12 protein-coding genes are annotated in these 16,520 nt (G+C 70.5%); all 12 read right to left on the bottom strand.

The features are described from left to right. Nucleotides 1-67: 67 nt before the first annotated feature. Entirely contained in the window at nt 68-661 is a 594-nt protein-coding gene (locus tag CP967_RS21520; RefSeq protein WP_229888361.1) for a hypothetical protein, read from the bottom strand. Nucleotides 662-998: 337 nt separating this feature from the next. Then, a complete protein-coding gene (locus CP967_RS21515; RefSeq protein ID WP_150489534.1) occupies nt 999-1,664 on the bottom strand; it encodes a hypothetical protein in 666 nt (221 codons plus the stop codon). 216 nt (nt 1,665-1,880) lie between these two features. After that, on the bottom strand, nt 1,881-2,630 hold the full coding sequence (locus CP967_RS21510) for a hypothetical protein (RefSeq protein WP_229888362.1): 750 nt from the start codon (nt 2,628-2,630) through the stop codon (nt 1,881-1,883). 251 nt (nt 2,631-2,881) lie between these two features. Continuing rightward, nucleotides 2,882-5,227, bottom strand: a complete 2,346-nt coding sequence (locus CP967_RS21505) for a hypothetical protein (protein ID WP_150489533.1) — start codon at nt 5,225-5,227, stop codon at nt 2,882-2,884. A 19-nt stretch (nt 5,228-5,246) separates the two neighbouring features. Next, on the bottom strand, nt 5,247-5,681 hold the full coding sequence (locus tag CP967_RS21500; RefSeq protein ID WP_150491978.1) for a hypothetical protein: 435 nt from the start codon (nt 5,679-5,681) through the stop codon (nt 5,247-5,249). Between the two features lie 291 nt (nt 5,682-5,972). Then, on the bottom strand, nt 5,973-8,300 hold the full coding sequence (locus CP967_RS21495; RefSeq protein ID WP_150489532.1) for a xanthine dehydrogenase family protein molybdopterin-binding subunit: 2,328 nt from the start codon (nt 8,298-8,300) through the stop codon (nt 5,973-5,975). Between the two features lie 238 nt (nt 8,301-8,538). Further along, nucleotides 8,539-10,551, bottom strand: a complete 2,013-nt coding sequence (locus CP967_RS21490) for a 2Fe-2S iron-sulfur cluster-binding protein (RefSeq protein WP_150489531.1) — start codon at nt 10,549-10,551, stop codon at nt 8,539-8,541. Then, the gene (locus tag CP967_RS21485; RefSeq protein WP_150489530.1) at nt 10,548-11,444 is read right to left on the bottom strand and encodes an FAD binding domain-containing protein; all 897 of its coding nucleotides are present in this window, start codon (nt 11,442-11,444) and stop codon (nt 10,548-10,550) included. Before CP967_RS21485 ends, CP967_RS21490 begins: the two co-directional genes overlap by 4 nt. A gap of 249 nt (nt 11,445-11,693) precedes the next feature. Beyond that, complete coding sequence (locus CP967_RS21480; protein ID WP_150489529.1) at nt 11,694-13,349, bottom strand: beta-N-acetylhexosaminidase; 1,656 nt, start codon at nt 13,347-13,349, stop codon at nt 11,694-11,696. A 1-nt stretch (nt 13,350) separates the two neighbouring features. Beyond that, on the bottom strand, nt 13,351-14,199 hold the full coding sequence (locus CP967_RS21475) for a carbohydrate ABC transporter permease (protein ID WP_150489528.1): 849 nt from the start codon (nt 14,197-14,199) through the stop codon (nt 13,351-13,353). After that, entirely contained in the window at nt 14,196-15,176 is a 981-nt protein-coding gene (locus CP967_RS21470; RefSeq protein WP_150489527.1) for a carbohydrate ABC transporter permease, read from the bottom strand. The genes CP967_RS21475 and CP967_RS21470 overlap by 4 nt, the downstream gene beginning before the upstream one ends. A gap of 2 nt (nt 15,177-15,178) precedes the next feature. Next, nucleotides 15,179-16,483 carry an extracellular solute-binding protein gene (locus CP967_RS21465; protein WP_150489526.1) on the bottom strand — a complete coding sequence of 435 codons (1,305 nt, stop codon included), beginning with the start codon at nt 16,481-16,483 and terminating at the stop codon, nt 15,179-15,181. Nucleotides 16,484-16,520: the final 37 nt, after the last annotated feature.

Here is a 16,520-nt window from a genome sequence, read left to right as displayed (position 1 = left end):
GGCCGGAGGAGACGGAAAGGGCGGCCGCCCCCTGGTGCGGGGCGGCCGCTTCCTCGTACCGGGGGCACTACTTCGGTGTGAGTACGGGGGTCTTCGGCAGGCCGGCGTTGTCCTCGCAGTCGAGTTCCTTCACCAGCTTGAGTGTGACGGCGTGCAGGATCTGCATATTCATGTTGCGGTACTCGCGGTTATCAGGGGCATCGCTCTCTCCGCGCCCGAAACCCCCGTAGACCCGCAGCGGTGTCCTGTCCGAACCCTCCAACCGGGGGCTCGTGCACTCGAAGTAGAGCGAGGCGCCGCCTTTCCTCACCGAGGACTGCACGCCCATGGTGTACAGCTCGGCACCGGCCGGGAGCCCTTCGTCCTCGACATCCTGCGGGGCGTACATGGAGTAACTGATCCCACCGCGGTCCGTCTGTCTGGCACCCTTGGGACTCAGAGCGCAGAGCCGGCCTCCACGCGCCCATGAGCGGCCGGATTCATAACCCTCTTCGAGCGCCGTGACCACCCTGCCCATGCCCTTATCGCTTTTCCAGAAGAAGACCTTCTCCTCCGTCACCTTCTCGACCATCTCCGCCGTCGGGCCGGCGAACAGGCCACCGCACACCTCGTCGGCCCCGACGAACTGCGGGTGCTCCTCCTCGTCCGCAGCGCATGCCACGCTCCCGGCTCCCAGGAGCAGGGCCGCGCCGGCAGCCGTCAGCGCTCGCCGTATCAGCCCCATCCCACTTCGCTCGTCTCGCATCCGGTCCATTCCATCCGCCGTTCCACGATCGTTCGTCGCCTCAAGGAGGCAGAGGGCACCGGACAGGCGTCGAGTGCCCGCACCGTATCCCGGAGCGGTGGACCGTCGTCAACGGTCCGGGCCGGGGGGAGGCAGGCCCGTGGGCGCCTACGCACCACGCGTCGCGACCAGGGCCGAAGCCACCCACGATGACCGGCCACGCGAAGGAGGCGTGACACTGGAGACCGGCCGCTCCGGTGTCAGACCTCCCGCGTCACGTGGCCGCAGGCAGTGCGGAGGGGACGTCGGGCGGCGTCGTGCATCCCATCTCCTCCGTCACCGACCGGGCGAACGACTTCAGCAACTCCCACCGGAGTTCCGCTCCGAGGCTCGCACCCGACACCTCGAACTGGAGCGGCAGACCGGACGACTGCTCGGCAATCGCTCCGGGCACCGCGCACACCGCGAGCAGTTGCATGCGGCCCGGCCCGGGTTCCGGTGCCACGTACACCGCTTCGTTCACCCGGCGCCAGGTCCGGCTGTTCTTCGGGTCGTCCATCATCCCGAGCGAGAGGGCGGACCATTTCACCGATACGTCAACGGTGTCGCTGACGTGGTCTCCCTCGAACGCGTCCATTCGGCAACCGGTATGGGAGTTGTGCAGCAGATCCGATTTCTGCCACTGCTTCGCCTCCCGCACGAGACCGTCCGCCAGCACATCCGCCTGAGGTGTCCCGCTCACCTCGACATCGCTCGCGCCTGTCGTCCCGATCGCCGCCGCCACGTTCTCGGCACCGAGCAACGACTTGCACCGCCCCAGCTCCGGGGAGCCGGCGCTCTCCGCGCTGTCCTCGCCCGAGGAGCATCCCGCGAGGAGTCCGGCGATGGCCAGAACCGCGATGGCGGTCAGCCGGTTCGAGCGGCGCAGCATCATCGTCATTTGACCCGCCCCTGATCACTGGCCGCGGTTTTGCCGTTCCCGTAGCTGGTCTCGATGTCCACGACAAGCTGCCGCTTCTCGCTCTCCGGCGTGCCGGTCACGGCCGCACTGCAAAGGCCCCGACACATGCCCCTATGACTGATCACTGTCAGCGTCCTTCTCGTGTCGTCGGCCGCCCCACCGTGCGGGGGCGGCCGTCGCCTTGTGCCAGGGCCGCTACTTCGGCGTGAGTACGGGACTCTTCGGCAAACCTGCGTTGTTCTCGCAGTCGAGTTCCTTCACCAGCTTGAGTGTGACGGCGTGCAGGATCTGCATATTCATGTTGCGGTACTCGCGGTTATCAGGGGCATCGCTCTCTCCGCGCCCGAAACCCCCGTAGACCCGCAGCGGTGTCCTGTCCGAACCCTCCAACCGGGGGCTCGTGCACTCGAAGTAGAGCGAGGCGCCGCCTTTCCTCACCGAGGACTGCACGCCCATGGTGTACAGCTCGGCACCGGCCGGGAGCCCTTCGTCCTCGACATCCTGCGGGGCATACATGGAGAATGAGACGTTCGCCTCCTCCTTCACGCCCCCGCCCTTCGGCTGGGGTTCGCACAGGTCCGCCCCCCGGGCCCACGAACGGCCGGACTCATATCCTTCCTTGAGAGCGGAGACCACCTTCTCCATTCCTTCTCCGCTCTCCCAGGCGAAGACCTTGTCCCCTGTCACCTTCTCGAGCATCTCCGCCGTCGCGCCGGCGAACAGACCACCACACACCTCGTCAGCCCCGACGAACTGCGGGTGCTCCTCCTCGTCCGCAGCACATGCCACGCTCCCGGCTCCCAGGAGCAGGACCGCGCCGACAGCCGTCAGCGCTCGCCGCATCAGCCCTATCCCACTTCGCTCGTCTCGCATCCGGTCCATTCCATCCGCCGTTCCACGATCGTTCACGTCACCAAACCCAAGAGACTCCTGGCACAGCGTCATCCCATGTGGTTTCTCGTACCGCCACCCAGGAGTACCCAAAGGCTGTCCCGTAACTCCGAGACCACTTTCCAATGTTCGGTTCGACTCGCTCGGCCAGGATCCCGCTGACACTTCAATCAGGGGCACGACCAGACAATTCGATCCACTTTCCGAGATCCACTGGCCTCTGACACGAGTTACGGGACAGCCTTCAGTCGGCGGTGGTGGGTAAATGTTCTACCCCCCGACCCTGCCGCTCTCCCTTCACAACCTCAGCCGGTTTCCGGCCCTCTGCCCTGCTGGTTCTCGCGATCATTCCCGGTCGAATAACCAGCTCGCATCGATTCCTTCAGATCCTGACCGAATACGCTCGAACCATCGATACCGTTCCGGCTCATGAATTCCTCCATCGGGGCCTCAGCCATGGACTCACCGGCGCGGTAGATGTTGTTCCATTCTTTTTCGGTCAGTTCCTCGGCTTTCTCCTTGCTCTTGTCCACCGAGTTGTCGGAGATGTCACCGACGACCTGGCCGATGACTTGTTCGAGACCGCCGGCGGCCGTGTCAGTGGCCAATGGGATGAGGACCGCCGCGGTACCCACGGCCGCAGTCGCGGGCAGGAAGGCCACGCCTGCGGCAATGCCGGCCGCAGCGCCGAACTCGACCCAGCCCGAGCGCTTGGCGACAGCCTTCTCGTAGTCCTCGTGCGTCTTCATGTGCTCCGCCTGGACCTGGTCGGCACGGGACTGGTCGAGCATGCCCTGCACCTCGGCACCGACATGCACGGTGGACCGGGCCGCCCCCTGGTCGATCTTCCCGTCCGCGCCCACTTGGCTCTCCAGAACGCTCCTGGTGTAGACCTGCTCTGCGGTCGAAACCGTCGCGTAGGCGTCCGGGTGCTGCCCCAGGACACTCAAGAAGCCGCGTACGACGCTCCTGCCTTCTTCGCCGTCCTCGAAATCTATGCGCCCTTCGGAATTACTACCAGGAGCGAAAACGCTGTCAGTACGTCCCTTGTCCAGTGCCCAGTTGATGTCGTCGATGTACCCGGCACCCATCGTGCCCAGGCTGTCGGCCATCGCCTCGTGCTCCTTGAGCAGACCGGCGTCCTCGCTGTACTTCTCCATGACCTGTTGCATGACCGCGGCGTTGTCCGCGTCCCGCACCACGCTCGGGTCCGGGTCCCCGGCCGGGTAGCCGAGCGTCGCGGCCTCCAGAGCGTGTCCCAGGGCGTCGGGCATGTGGTTGAGCGACCCCTTGAGTTCGTCCTCGTCGAGCGAGTTGACGTCCCCGAAGGTGTCCCACTTCTCGTTCCCGAAGAAGTCCAGATAGTTGACGATCTCCTTGCCGGCCTCGTTCTTGCCGAGGTCTGCCTTGGCGCCGTGGTTGACCGTGCCGTCCTCGTTGTACGCGGTCGGATCGTCGGTGAAGAACTTCTTCGCCGCCTCCGGGCTGTTGCCGAGCGCCTCCAGCATCGCGGTGGTCGGGTCGTAGCCGGCCCCGTTGACGCCGGAGGGGTTGAACGGGTTCTTGAAGGGGCTGTTCACCACCTTGTTCTGGGCGAACAGGTCCGGGTCCTTCTGGTGCAGCTGCGCCACGTGTTCGGCGATCGGGTTCAGGAACTTCGCGTCGTAGTTCCCGTACCGCATGATCCCGCCGAGCAGCTGGTAGCCGAACGGCCCGCCGTAGTCGTGCTTGGACAGCGGGATGCGTTCCGTGCCCAGCTTGCGGAGCTCCGGGCCCCACTCCGTGGTGAACGCCTTGTCATGGGAGGCGGTGGCCAGGTTGAGGCCCAGGTTCTTCTGGAGTTCCTGGACGTCCTTGAGCCGCTCGCTGTCGACCTTGCCGTACTCGTACGTGTCCGTGGAGAGCTGGCCGAAGAACGCGAGCGACTTCTCCGGGCCCAGTTTCTCGTAGAAGTTCTTCGAGAACTCCACCGAGCCGCTGTTGTCCTTCAGCAGCTCGTTGAGCTCCTGGAGTTCGGCGTGCGTGATGTCGCGGCCCTTGGCGGCCAGACCGGCGGCCCGGTGGGCCTCCTCCTGGTCCATCTTGGTGAACTTCGGGGCGCTGAAGTCCTTGCGGTCGGTGACGTTGGCTTCGAGGGAGTTCTTGAAGGAGACGTCGGTGTCGTTGCAGTTGTCGACGATCAGATCGATCTTCTTCTGCCAGGCGGCGATGTTCTCCCTCTCCCGGCGCACCAGGTCGGGGTAGTCGGGGTCGTGGGCGCGCTGGGCGGGAGGGATGTCCGAGACCGGGTGACGGGCGCTGACCTTGCCCGCGCCGTCCACCTTGATCCCGGCCGCGGGTCCTTCGTTGTCCCGGATGTTGACCAGGTCGTCCTTGGCCTTCTTGATGGCCGTGTAGCCCTCCTGGAGGATGGCCTTCACGCCCTTGGCCTCAAGGGCGGCGTCCGCGCACTCCTTGGCCGTCTTGGTCACGAACGCCTTGGTGACCCCGGCGTTGAGGCCTTCCCAGTTCGCCTTGTCCGCCTTGGCCTTCATCCCGTCGCCGGCCTCGGTGGCCAGCTTGTCCAGGTCGCCGGCCATCTTGTCCCAGTCGTCGGCGGCGGCTTTCAGTTTCGCCACCGGGGCGTCGACTATGTCCTCGTACTTCAGCATGTGCGTGTTCCCCCGACCGCTACTTCATGTATTCCGTGAGCTTGGAGATCGGCGCCAGATCCCCTTCGACCTTCACGTCGTCCTTCGCATGCTGAGCCTTGGTGTAATCCAGGTGGTTCGATATGTGCGCCAGAGAATCCAGCAGCGTCTTCAGATGGGTCTGCCAGAAGTCGTGCACCTTCAGCACCGCCGAGCCGCTGGCGAAGTTGCCGTTGGTCAGTGCGATCGCCGCGTCGAACGTGGCGGGCCGGGCGTGGTCGCCCTGTTTCGACAGCCGCACCCGCAGGTCGTAGGCGTCGTTCCCGATGGCACCGAGCTCGTCCTGGTTGACCACCAGGTCCGCGTTGCCGCCGCCACCGCCGCCGCCCTCCGCCGGAAGGCTGTTGAGCTGCATGGCACTCCGCCGCGCCGCAGCCGCCTCGCGGAGCTGGGCCCATTCCTCGTCGAACGACACGAACTCCCCCAAAATCCTTCCCTGCTGGCCGCCCTGTCCGAAGAATGCGGCCACCGACCCCTCCACCGTATCGGTTTCCTCTCCGCCGACGCCTCGGGGACGGGAAGGGCTGTTACGCCTTCCGAACAAAGGAGGAATGTTCCGGGAAAACGGGACGTGAAGTGCGATAAGGGTTCCCGCGTTTCCGGGGAGAACCGGACCGGCCGGATATGCGGACCCGCCGGGAAGGGGCGGGTCCGCATATCCGGCCGGAAAACGGTGGCACCCCCGGCCCGGGGGGTGCCGCCGGGGTCAGGACCTGGACGAGGCGACCGCCGACTGCGGTCGGATCGGGAGCCGGTTGACGGGGCGGCCCGTGGCGGCGCGGACGGCCGCAGCCACCGCGGCCGGGGACGTCACCACGGGCACCGCGGACGCGGCCTTGGCGCCGAAGGGGGCCACCACGTCGCGTTCCTCGACCAGTCTGACGATGCGGATGTCCGGGGCGTCCAGGGCCGTCGGCAGCGCGTAGCCGGTGAGGTCCGGGTGGCGCACGATGCCCCGGGCGGTCCGGAGGTTCTCCGTGAGGGCGGCGCCGATGCCCTGGGTGATCCCAGCCTCGATACGGGTCGCGAGCTGGGCCGGGTTGAGGACGCGGCCGACGTCCTGGGCGACGGCCATCTCGACCACCCGGACCGACCCCAGCTCGATGTCCACGTCGACGACCGCGCGGACCGCGCAGAAGGCCAGGCCGACGAAGGCGTCCCCCTGGCCCGCCTCGTCCAGTGGCTCGGTCGGGTGGGGGCGGCACTGGGCGGTGGCCCAGAGCTCCTTGCCGTCCATCGCCTCCGTGACCGTCGTGGACAGCACCCCGTCGTACGAGGTGATCTTGCCGTCCGCGATCTGGAGGAGCTCCGTGGACATGCCGAACTGGTGGGCCAGCGGCTGGAGCAGCTGGGTGCGGACCATCTTGGCCGCGCGTTCCACCGCGCCGCCGGAGACCCAGGTGTGACGCCCGTGGGTGGCCGGTCCGGCCGGGGGCTGGTCACTGTCCACGGCGGCCACATGGACCTCGTCGACGCCCAGGGTCTCCTGGACGATCTGGCGGGCCAGGGTGGTGAAGCCCTGGCCCGTCTCCACGGCCGCGCAGATGACCGTCGCGACGCCGTCGTGGACCCGGACCGTGGCAGTGGAGACCTCGTCCGCGCCCTCGGCTCCGAGCATGTGCACCATGCCCAGGGCGTAGCCGACACCGCGCCGCACCGCTCCGGGCTCGCCCGCGCCCTCCGGGCCGCCGGGCAGCAGCCAGTCGTCCTCCGGGGTGTCCTTCGGCAGCGCGGGCAGCGGGAAGTCGTGTACCGCGCGCAGGAGTTCGGCCACCGGGGCCGGGCAGGTCACGGTCTGGCCGGTGGGCAGTATGTCGCCGGTGGCCAGGACGTTGCGGAAGCGGAGTTCGGCCGGGTCGATGCCCAGCTTGGCTGCCAGCTTGTCCATCTGGCCCTCGTAGGCCGCGCAGACCTGCATGGCGCCCTCGCCGCGCACATGCCCGGAGGGCGGGTTGTTCGTACGCACGGCCCAGCCCTCGATGAAGGCGTGCGGGACGACGTACGGGCCGCAGGCGAACGCCACCGCGGCGGCGAGGGACTCGGAGGAGGAGTCGGCGTACGCGCCGGCGTCCAGCAGGATCTGGGCCTCGACCTTGACGAGCCGTCCCTCGGCGTCCGCGTGGTGGCGGTAGCGCAGCAGGGTCGGGTGGCGGTGGGTGTGGCCGAGGAAGGACTCCTCCCGCGTGGCGGCCAGCTTGACCGGGCAGCCGGTGCGCAGGGCGAGCAGTCCGAGCGGGATCTGGAAGCCCGGGTCCTCGCGGTCGCCGGTGGCGCCGGGGACACCCGTCACCACCACCTTGACGCGGTCGGGTTCCAGCCCGAAGCAGGCGGCGGCCAGGTCGCGGTCGGTGTGCGGGTCGGTGGAGGCCGTGTAGAGCTCCACGCCGCCGTCGGGGCGCGGCACGGCGAGGCCGGCCTCGGCACCGATCGGGGCGGGGTCCTGGCGGCCGATGCGGTACAGGCCCTCGACGATGACCTCGCCGACGGTGTCCGGATCGCCGTAGCGCAGCGGGATGTGGCGGACGAGGTTGCCGTCGGGGTGCAGGGGTTCGGCTTCGAACGCCTTCTCCGGGTCGGTGACCGGTTCGAGGACCTCGTACTCGACGGTGATCGCGGCGGCGGCCAGCCGGGCCGTGTCCGGGTGGTCGGCGGCGACGGCGGCGATGGCCTCCCCGTGGTGGCGTACCAGGTCCGCGGCGAAGACGGGACGGTCCACGACCCGTCGCCCGTAGGCGCTGTCCCCGGGGACGTCCTCGTGCGTGATGACCGCGCGTACGCCCGGCATCGCGGCGGCGGCCGAGGTGTCGACCGAGAGGATCCGCGCGTGCGGGTGCGGGGAGCGCAGCAGCGCGGCCCACAGCAGGCCCTCGGCCCAGAGGTCGGCCGCGTACGGGAACGTCCCCTCCGTCTTGGCGCGGGCGTCGGCCGGCAGGAGCGAGGCGCCCAGGCCGCGCGCGGCCGGTTCCCGGCCGGGGTCCTCGCTCTGCGGCACGATGCCGGTGGTGCTTGTCGCGGTGGCTGCGTCGCTGGTCACGCCGCCTCCTTGTCGTTCGCCCCGCTGCGGGTGCAGCTGATGTCGTCGGTGGTACGGGTGACGGGTGGTGCGCAGGACGCGGTTCCCGGGAGCCGTGGTCCGGCCCCGTCCCGGGACAGGCCGGAAGGGCCGGTGGCGTCGGGGCCGGGGCTGAGGGGGGAGCCGGCGCGGAGCGCCGGCGGCCGGAGACGGCGGTGCCGGGCCCCCCGGCCCCGGGAGAGGGGCGGAGCACAGCTTCTCACCGGGCGTCTCCCTCATGCGGCTCGGCGGCCTGGACACCGCCCGCCCCGGGCGGCGCCTGGTGCGGGATGCGGAGCCCGTCCTCGTCCGCGGCGGCGGTCTCCCGGCCCGCGACGACCTCGCGCACGGCGTCGAGCACACCCCGGTAGCCGGAGCAGCGGCAGAGGTTGCCGCAGAGCGCCTGGCGCGTCTCCAGCTCGCTCGGGGCGTGGTTGCCCTCCAGCAGGTCGTGGACGGTCATGGCCATGCCCGGGATGCAGAAGCCGCACTGGACGGCCCCGCACCGGGCCAGCGCCCGCTGGATGTCGGAGGGCTCGCCGTCCTGGGCCAGGCCCTCGACCGTACGGACCTCGCTGCCCGCGGTGGTGGCCGCGGGGACGAGGCACGAGGCCACCAGGCGGCCGTCCACCTGGACGTTGCACGCACCGCACTCGCCCTGCGAGCAGCCGTCCTTGGCGCCCGCGAGGCCGAGCCGTTCCCGGAGCACATACAGCAGGGACTCGCCGATCCAGGCGTCGGTGACGGGGCGGTCCACGCCGTTCACCCGCAGGACGTACGAGGCGGCGGGGTGCTCGCTGGGCACGGTGAGGACGGCGCCGGGCTCCTCGCCGGTCCCGGCGAGCTCGTCGGGACCGGGGGCGGGGGCGGGGGCGGGAGCGCCGGCGCCGGCCGGTTCCTCCGGGGCGTGCGGGTGGGCCGGGGCGTGCGGGTGGCTCCGGTCCTCCACGGGGGACGGGGCCTCCACAGGATCCGGTGCCTCCACGGGGCCTGGGGCCTCCACGGGGTCCGGGGTCCGGTCGGGGTCCGGGGTCTGCTCCCGCGCGGGTTCCGGGACCGGTCCGGGGGCCGGGCCGGTGGCGGGGGGCTCCTCGCCGCCGGGGGCGGGCGCCACCGGCAGGCCGGACTCCTCAGGTGTTCCGGGCGCTCCGGGTGTTCCAGGCGCTTCGGGCTCTCCGTACCGTTCGGACGGCTCGGACGGCCCGGGAGAGACGGACGGCTCGAAGTGTCCGGCCGGTCCGGGGAGTTCCTCCGGCCGCACCGCTTCCGGGCCGTCGGACGCGGGGGGTTCCTCCGTGTCACCGTCCGGACCGGGGAACGCGGCGGCCTCGGAGGGGTCCTGGGGTGCCGTGGCGTCCGGGGCGCCCTCCTGGGCGGGCTCGGGGACCGCCCACGGCGCCGGGGCGCCGCCGGGGAGCGTCGCCGGGGGCGTGGAGGCGTACCAGGAGGACGTGACCGAGGAGGCGGCGAACTCGCCGGACTCCTCCGGGAGATCACCGTCGGCCACCGGGATCGTCCACTGCCCGGTGTGCCCGGTGTGCCCGGGGCGTTCCGCGTCCTCGCGCACCGCGTCCTCGTAGGCCGCGCCTTCGTACGCCACGCCTTCGTACGCCGCGCCTTCGTGTGACGTGCCCTCGTGCGCCGTACGGTCCTGCCCGCCGTGGTCGTACCCCAGGTGGTCCGGCTCTCCCCCGGGGGTGTGGTGGGCGGGGTCCGCGTGGCCGGCGGCGGGCGCCGGGGCCGCCCCGTCGAAGTCCCACCGGGCCGTCGTGGACGAGGTCCGCCCGTACGGCCCGGAGGTGTCCGCAGGGGCGTCCTGGCCGATGTCCTGGTACCCGTCCGCGAACGGGTCCCGGTAGGCGTCCTGGTAGGGCTGCTGCCCGTACTCCGCCTGCTGGTTCGGGTCCGGCCAGTGCACCGCGCCGGGGGTCTCCCCGCCGGCCTGCTCCCGGTGGTCCTGCCGGCCGCTCTGCGTCTGCACGACCCAGCTGCCCGTGACGGCCGGGTCGAGACCGGCCGCCGGGGTCAGCGGAAGGATCATGGGCGGTACGTAGCCGTGGCCGGGCGCCGCCAGCGGGTCGTTCCCGTTGCCCAGGCCGGCGAGTTCGTCGGGGTCGATGTGGACGAAGGCGGTCGCGCCGTCGTCGTACTCGCCGCCCTGCGGGGTCGGCTGCCAGCCGCCGTAGGGGCCGGGCTGCCCGGACTGCCCCCCGGGGTTCTCCTCATTGCTCACGACAGTGCCCTCCCCAGCGCGCGTCGGGCCAGTGCGGCGACCGTGCGCCGCAGGTGGAGGACGGCCGGGGACAGCGGCGGTGCCTGCCCTCCGTCGTCCGGTGGTGCCTGGTCCGGGATGCAGGCCGCGGCGACGTACTCGCCGAAGGCGGCCAGCGCGTCGGGAGCCAGGCCCCGCTCGCCGTCCCAGTCGATCAGTGAGGCGATCCAGCGTTCCGCCTCCAGGGGCCGCAGCGGCATCGGGGCGATCGCGCCGACCGCACAGCGCACCCCGCGCCGCGCCGGGTCCAGGACGACCGCGACCGAGGCCGTGGCACGGCCGGGGCCGGTGCGGCCGGTCGCCTTGAGGAAGACCTGCGGGGCGTGCAGCAGCGGCACCCGGACGAAGCCGATCAGCTCCGCGGGCTCCAGCATCGCGCGGCCCGCCAGCAGGTGGGAGACCGGGAGCTCGCGGCGGGCGCCCCCGGGCCCGGCGACGACGAGGTCGGCCTCCAGGGCGGCCAGCACCGGCAGGGTGTCGCCGGTCGGGGCGGCGGTCGCGATGTTGCCGCCGAGTGTCCCCGCGTTACGGATCTGCGGCGGCCCCGCGGCGCGCGCGGAGGCGGCGAGCGCGGGGATCAGGGCGGCGAAGTCGGGCCGCCCCATGCGTGCGTGGGTGAGCCCCGCCCCGAGCAGGGCGTGGCCGTCCTGGTAGTGCCAGCCCCGCAGCTCGCTGATCCGGCTCAGGCCGACCAGTCCCGAGGGCCGCAGCAGGCCCTTGTTGACGGCCGCCATGAGGTCCGTACCCCCGGCTACGGGAACGGCGGCAGGCATGGCGCCGAGAGCCGCCACGGCCTCGTCGAGCGAGGCCGGCAGCGTCACCGACTGCGTCGCCTGCGGTGCGTGCGTGGTCAACCCAGCTGCCCCTTCCCGGTGTCCCGGCAGTCCCGCCTGTCCGCCGTACGGTACGTGCTCACGGCCGGGACGTGGCAACTCTGGCACATCTTCGGGGCGGACCGACGCGAGGGTCCACGAAGGGTGCTTCCACCCCTGACCTGGTGATAAATCACCTTTCAGAGGTCTTCTGCCCCCCGCACGATTTGCCGTGCTTCAGCTGGTTGGTATGACTTGTTCACTTCACGCACCGCAGGGCCCGGACGGGGTTCACACGGTCGGCGGCGGTCCCTCGATCGGGCGACCGACGATGCCGGGCCGCCGTTGCCACGGGTGCGGTCCGGCCGGCGGGCGGTAGGCGACGCCCAGGGCGTCGAGGCGCGCGTAGTGCTCCTCCATACGGCGTTCGAAGCCGGCGAAGTCCCGGGCACCGGGCGCCGGGAGGGCGGACCAGGCGACCTCGGCGAAGGCCGCCAGCCGCGGGAAGACCTGGTAGTCGACGCGGGCCCGGTTCTGCATGACCTCGGACCAGACGTTGGCCTGGGTGCCGATGATGTGCCGGGCCGCCTCCTCGGACAGCCCCGGGGGCACGGGTTCGAAGCGGTAGACGTCCTCCAGGGTGCGTACGTATCCGATGGGCATCGGCTCGTCGGGGCCGCCGTCCTGGCGGTGGTCCAGGTAGACCTGCTGCTCGGGGCACATCACCACGTCGTGGCCGGCCTCCGCGGCGGCGACGCCGCCCGCGTAGCCCCGCCACGAGGAGACCGCGGCGCCCTCGGCGAGTCCGCCCTCCAGGATCTCGTCCCAGCCGATCAGCCGGCGTCCGCGGGCGGTGAGCCAGGTGTCGAAGTGCCGGATGAACCAGGACTGGAGCCCCTCCTCGTCCCCCAGGCCGAGTTCGGCGATCCGGGCCTGGGCCGCCGGGGACTCCCGCCACTGGTCCTTGAGGCATTCGTCACCGCCGACGTGGATGAACGGCGAGGTCTCCGCGGGGAAGAGGCCGAGCACCTCCTCGAAGACGCCTTCGAAGAAGCGCAGGGTGTTGTCGGTGGGGGCGAGTACGTTCGGGTTGATGCCCCAGGTGTCCCACACGGAAAGGGCGGAGGTGTCGATGACGTCGGTGTTGCCGAGTTCGGGGTACGCGCTGATCGCCGCCTGCGAGTGCCCCGGGATGTCGATCTCGGGGACGACCCGGATATGCCGTTCGGCGGCGTAGGCGACGATCTCGCGGATGTCGTCCTGGGTGTAGAAGCCGCCGTACGGGGTCTCGTCCCAGAGTTCGGAGTCCCGGTGGCCGTATTTGGTGCGGGCGCGCCAGGATGCCTTCTCGGTGAGGAGGGGGTAGCGCTTGATCTCGATGCGCCAGCCCTGGTCGTCGGTGAGGTGGAAGTGGAAGACGTTCAGCTTGTGGGCGGCGAGCAGGTCGAGGTAGCGCAGCACGTCCTCCTTGGGCATGAAGTGCCGTGCCACGTCGAGCATCAGGCCGCGCCAGGCGAAGCGCGGGCCGTCCTCGATCTCGACGGCGTCGATGCCCGGGCGGGGGCCGTCGCCGAGGGGGGCGCGCCGGTACGCCCGGGGTCCGAGGAGCTGGCGGAGTGTCTGCGCTGCCCAGAACACCCCGGCCGCGCTGCCTCCGGTGAGGGTGGCGCCCCGTGCCGCGTCCACGCTCAGCCGGTAGCCCTCGGGCTCCAGCGCGGGGTCGATGCGCAGCTCGACGGTGTTCCCGGCGCCGCCGGTGCCGGGGTCCTGTGCGGGGAGCCGGGCGGGGTGCAGCGGCAGGCCGAAGGCCGCCTGGAGGACCGTGCGCAGCCAGCGCTCCGTGCCCTCGGTGCCGGGATGGGCGGTGATGGTGGTGGCGTGGTCCGGGAGGAAGGCGCCCGTCGCCTTTCCGCCGGTGCGCAGGGGTGCGGGAACGAGGTTGTGCACGTCAGTCCTTTACCGCCCCGCCCAGTCCGGAGACCAGGCGGCGCTGTACGAGTACGAAGAACACCAGGACGGGGACGGTCATCACGGTCGAGGCCGCCATGATTCCCCCCCAGTCGTTCTCGTCGGGTTTGAAGAAGACCAGCAGCGCCATGGGGAGCGTCGACTGGGAGGTGTCGCTGATGATGAACGACTTCGCGAACAGGAAGTCGTTCCAGGTGGAGATGAAGGAGAAGACGCTGGTCGCGACGAGGCCGGGGAGGACGAGCGGGAAGAGGATCTGCCACAGGAACCGGGTGCGGCTCGCGCCGTCGATGTAGGCGGCCTCCTCCAGCGCCTCGGGGACGGCCTTCACGAAGCCGCGCAGCATCCAGATGGCGAACGGCAGCGAGAAGGCCAGGTGGGGCAGGATCAGCGCGCCGAGGGTGTTCAGCTGTCCCATGTCCCGCATGAGGAAGAACAGCGGGATGGCCAGGGCCTCGACGGGCACCATCTGCGCCACCAGGAACATGATGAGCAGCGTGGTGCGGAACCGGAAGCGGAACCGGGTCACGGCCGTCGCCGCGAGGAAGGCGATCAGCGCGGAGGCGACGACCACGCTCCCGGCGACGATCAGGCTGTTGACGAAGTAGCGTCCGAATTCCTGTTGTTCGAAGACCCGGCGGAAGGAGTCGAGTGACGGGGCCAGGGTCCAGGGGCGCGCTTCGGTGGACTGGATCTCGCCCGCCGGCTTGAAGGCGGAGAGCAGCATCCAGTAGAGCGGGAAGGCGACCGCGGCGGCGATGACGAGTGCGGCGGCCTCGGCCGCCAGTCTGCCGGGCCGGCGGACGCGCAGGAGCGTGCGGGTGGTCACAGTTCCTCCCCCTGCCGTCGCATCAGGCGCAGGTAGACGAGGGTGACGGCCAGCAGGATCACCAGCATCACGACACCGATCGCCGACCCGAGGCTGTACTGCGAGGAGGCGAACGCCTTCTGGTAGGCGTACACGTTGAGCACCAGGTTCTGGCCGGCGATGCCGCCTCCGTTGGTCATGACGTAGATCTGGGTGAAGACCTTGAAGTCCCAGATGATCGACTGGATGGTGACGACGACCAGGATGGGCCGGAGCATCGGGGCCGTGACCGAGCGCCAGGTCCGCCACTGCGAGGCGCCGTCCAGCGAGGCGGCCTCCAGCACCTCGGCGGGGATGGCCCGGATACCGGCGTACACGGTCACCATCACGAACGGGAAGGAGCACCAGAGCACTTCGAGCAGGACCAGTGCGAAGGCGCTGTAGCGGCCGTACGTCCAGGAGAAGTCGCCGAGTCCGAGCACCTTGTTGACGGGGCCGAAGTCCGGGTCGAAGAGGAAGACCCAGACGGTGGAGCCGGTGATCGCCGGGGTCGCCCAGGCGCCCAGCGCGGCCATCATCAGGGCGAGCCGGGGCAGGGCCCGGACGCGGGTGAGCAGGACCGCCAGGGCGCAGCCGACCAGCAGGGTGGCCACGACGCAGGCGGCGGCGAAGAGCACCGTGGCCAGGAGCACCTGCCAGAACTGGCTGTCGCCGAAGAGCGTCGCGTAGTTGCCGAACCCCTGGAAGGTGGTCGGTTCGCCGCCGCTGACCTGGGCCTGGGTGTACTCCAGGAAGGAGATCAGGCCCAGTTGGTAGATCGGGTAGACGAGGAGCCCGCCGAGCAGGACCAGCGCGGGCAGCAGGTAGAGCCAGGGGGTCCATCCCGGGCGCCGGGTGGAGGACGCCGGGCGGCGCCGTGGCGGGCGGGCCGGTCCGCCGCCCCTCCGGGCGGCGGCACCCGGTCCTTCGGTCTTGTACGCCGTCGTGTCCGCGGTCATCGTCAGCCCGCTTCGGCGAACGCCGCGTCCATCTTCTTCGCCGCGTCGTCCGAGGCGGTGGCGACGTCCTTACGGCCGCCGGCGATCTCCTGGAACATCGTCGGGAGGATCAGCGAGGCGTCGATCTGCCCCCAGGCCGGGGAGGCGGGGACGAACTTGGCTCCCGCGCCGAGCGTGTTGACGAAGGGCTCCACGAAGGGTTCCTTCTCCGCGACGGTGGCCCGTACATCGGTGTAGGTGGGCAGGAAGCCCATCGCGTCGAACATCTCGGCCTGGGCCTTCTTGCCGGTGAGCGACTTCATCAGGTCGACGGCCAGGGTGCGGTGCGAGCTGCTCTTCAGGACGCCGATGTTGTTCCCGCCCGCGAAGGCCGGGGCGATCGAGCCCTTCTCCACACCGGGCAGCGGGACGACCGCGTACTTGCCCTTGACGGCGCCGGCCTCGACGGCGGCGTGGCTGAAGTCGCCGCCGATCGCCATGGCGGCCTTGCCGGAGGCGAAGGCGGTGACGGTGGCGTTGCCGCCCATGGCCGCGCACTTGTCGGCGGGGCAGTTGTCCTCGCCGAAGAGCGAGGTGTATGCCTCGATGCCCTTGCGCGCCTTGTCGCTGTTGATGGCCGACTTGTAGGTCACCCCGGTCTCGTCGGCCAGTTCACCGCCGTGCGCCCAGATGAAGGGCATGGCGCCGTAGGTGTAGGCGCCGCCGACGGCGAGGCCGTAGAGGTCGGGCTTCTTCTCGCGGATCTTCTTCGCGGTGGTGATCAGCTCGTCCTGGGAGGCGGGCGGCTCGATGCCGAGCTCCTCGAAGACGTCGGTGCGGTAGTACAGCGCGCGGACGCCGACGAAGAGCGGGGCGCCGTAGACCTTGCCGCCGACCGTCACGGACTGCTCGGCGGCGGGGTCGGTGTCCTTCGCCTCGTCCCAGGCGGCGAACTCCTCGCTGATGTCGGCGAGTCCGCCGTCCTTCACGTAGCCGGCGGTGTCGGTGTTGCCGTACTCGATCAGGTCGGGGGCGCTCTTGGGGTCGTTGAAGGCTGCCTTGATCCGCTGCGCCCGGGTGTCGACGGGGATGTACTCGACCTCGACCTCCGCCCCTTCATGCGCCTTCTCGAAGTCGGCGACGGCCGCGTTCACGACCTTCTCCTTGGGCTTGTTGCCGACCTCCTGGAAGAGCCAGACGCGCAGCGTCCCGCTCTTCTCGTCCGAGGTGGCGCCGGTGTCGGAGGTCTGGGGCGCGCAGGCGGTGGCGGTGAGGCCGGCCAGCACCAGGGCGGCGGCGGGGGCGGCTATTCGGGCAGAGAACTTCATCCGGAACCCTTACCGGTCAGTCGTTGCACCATACGCA

It is taken from the genome of Streptomyces nitrosporeus, assembly GCF_008704555.1.
In the GTDB taxonomy this organism is placed as follows: Bacteria; Actinomycetota; Actinomycetes; order Streptomycetales; family Streptomycetaceae; genus Streptomyces; species Streptomyces nitrosporeus.
This window is presented reverse-complemented; position numbering and strand designations above follow the sequence as displayed.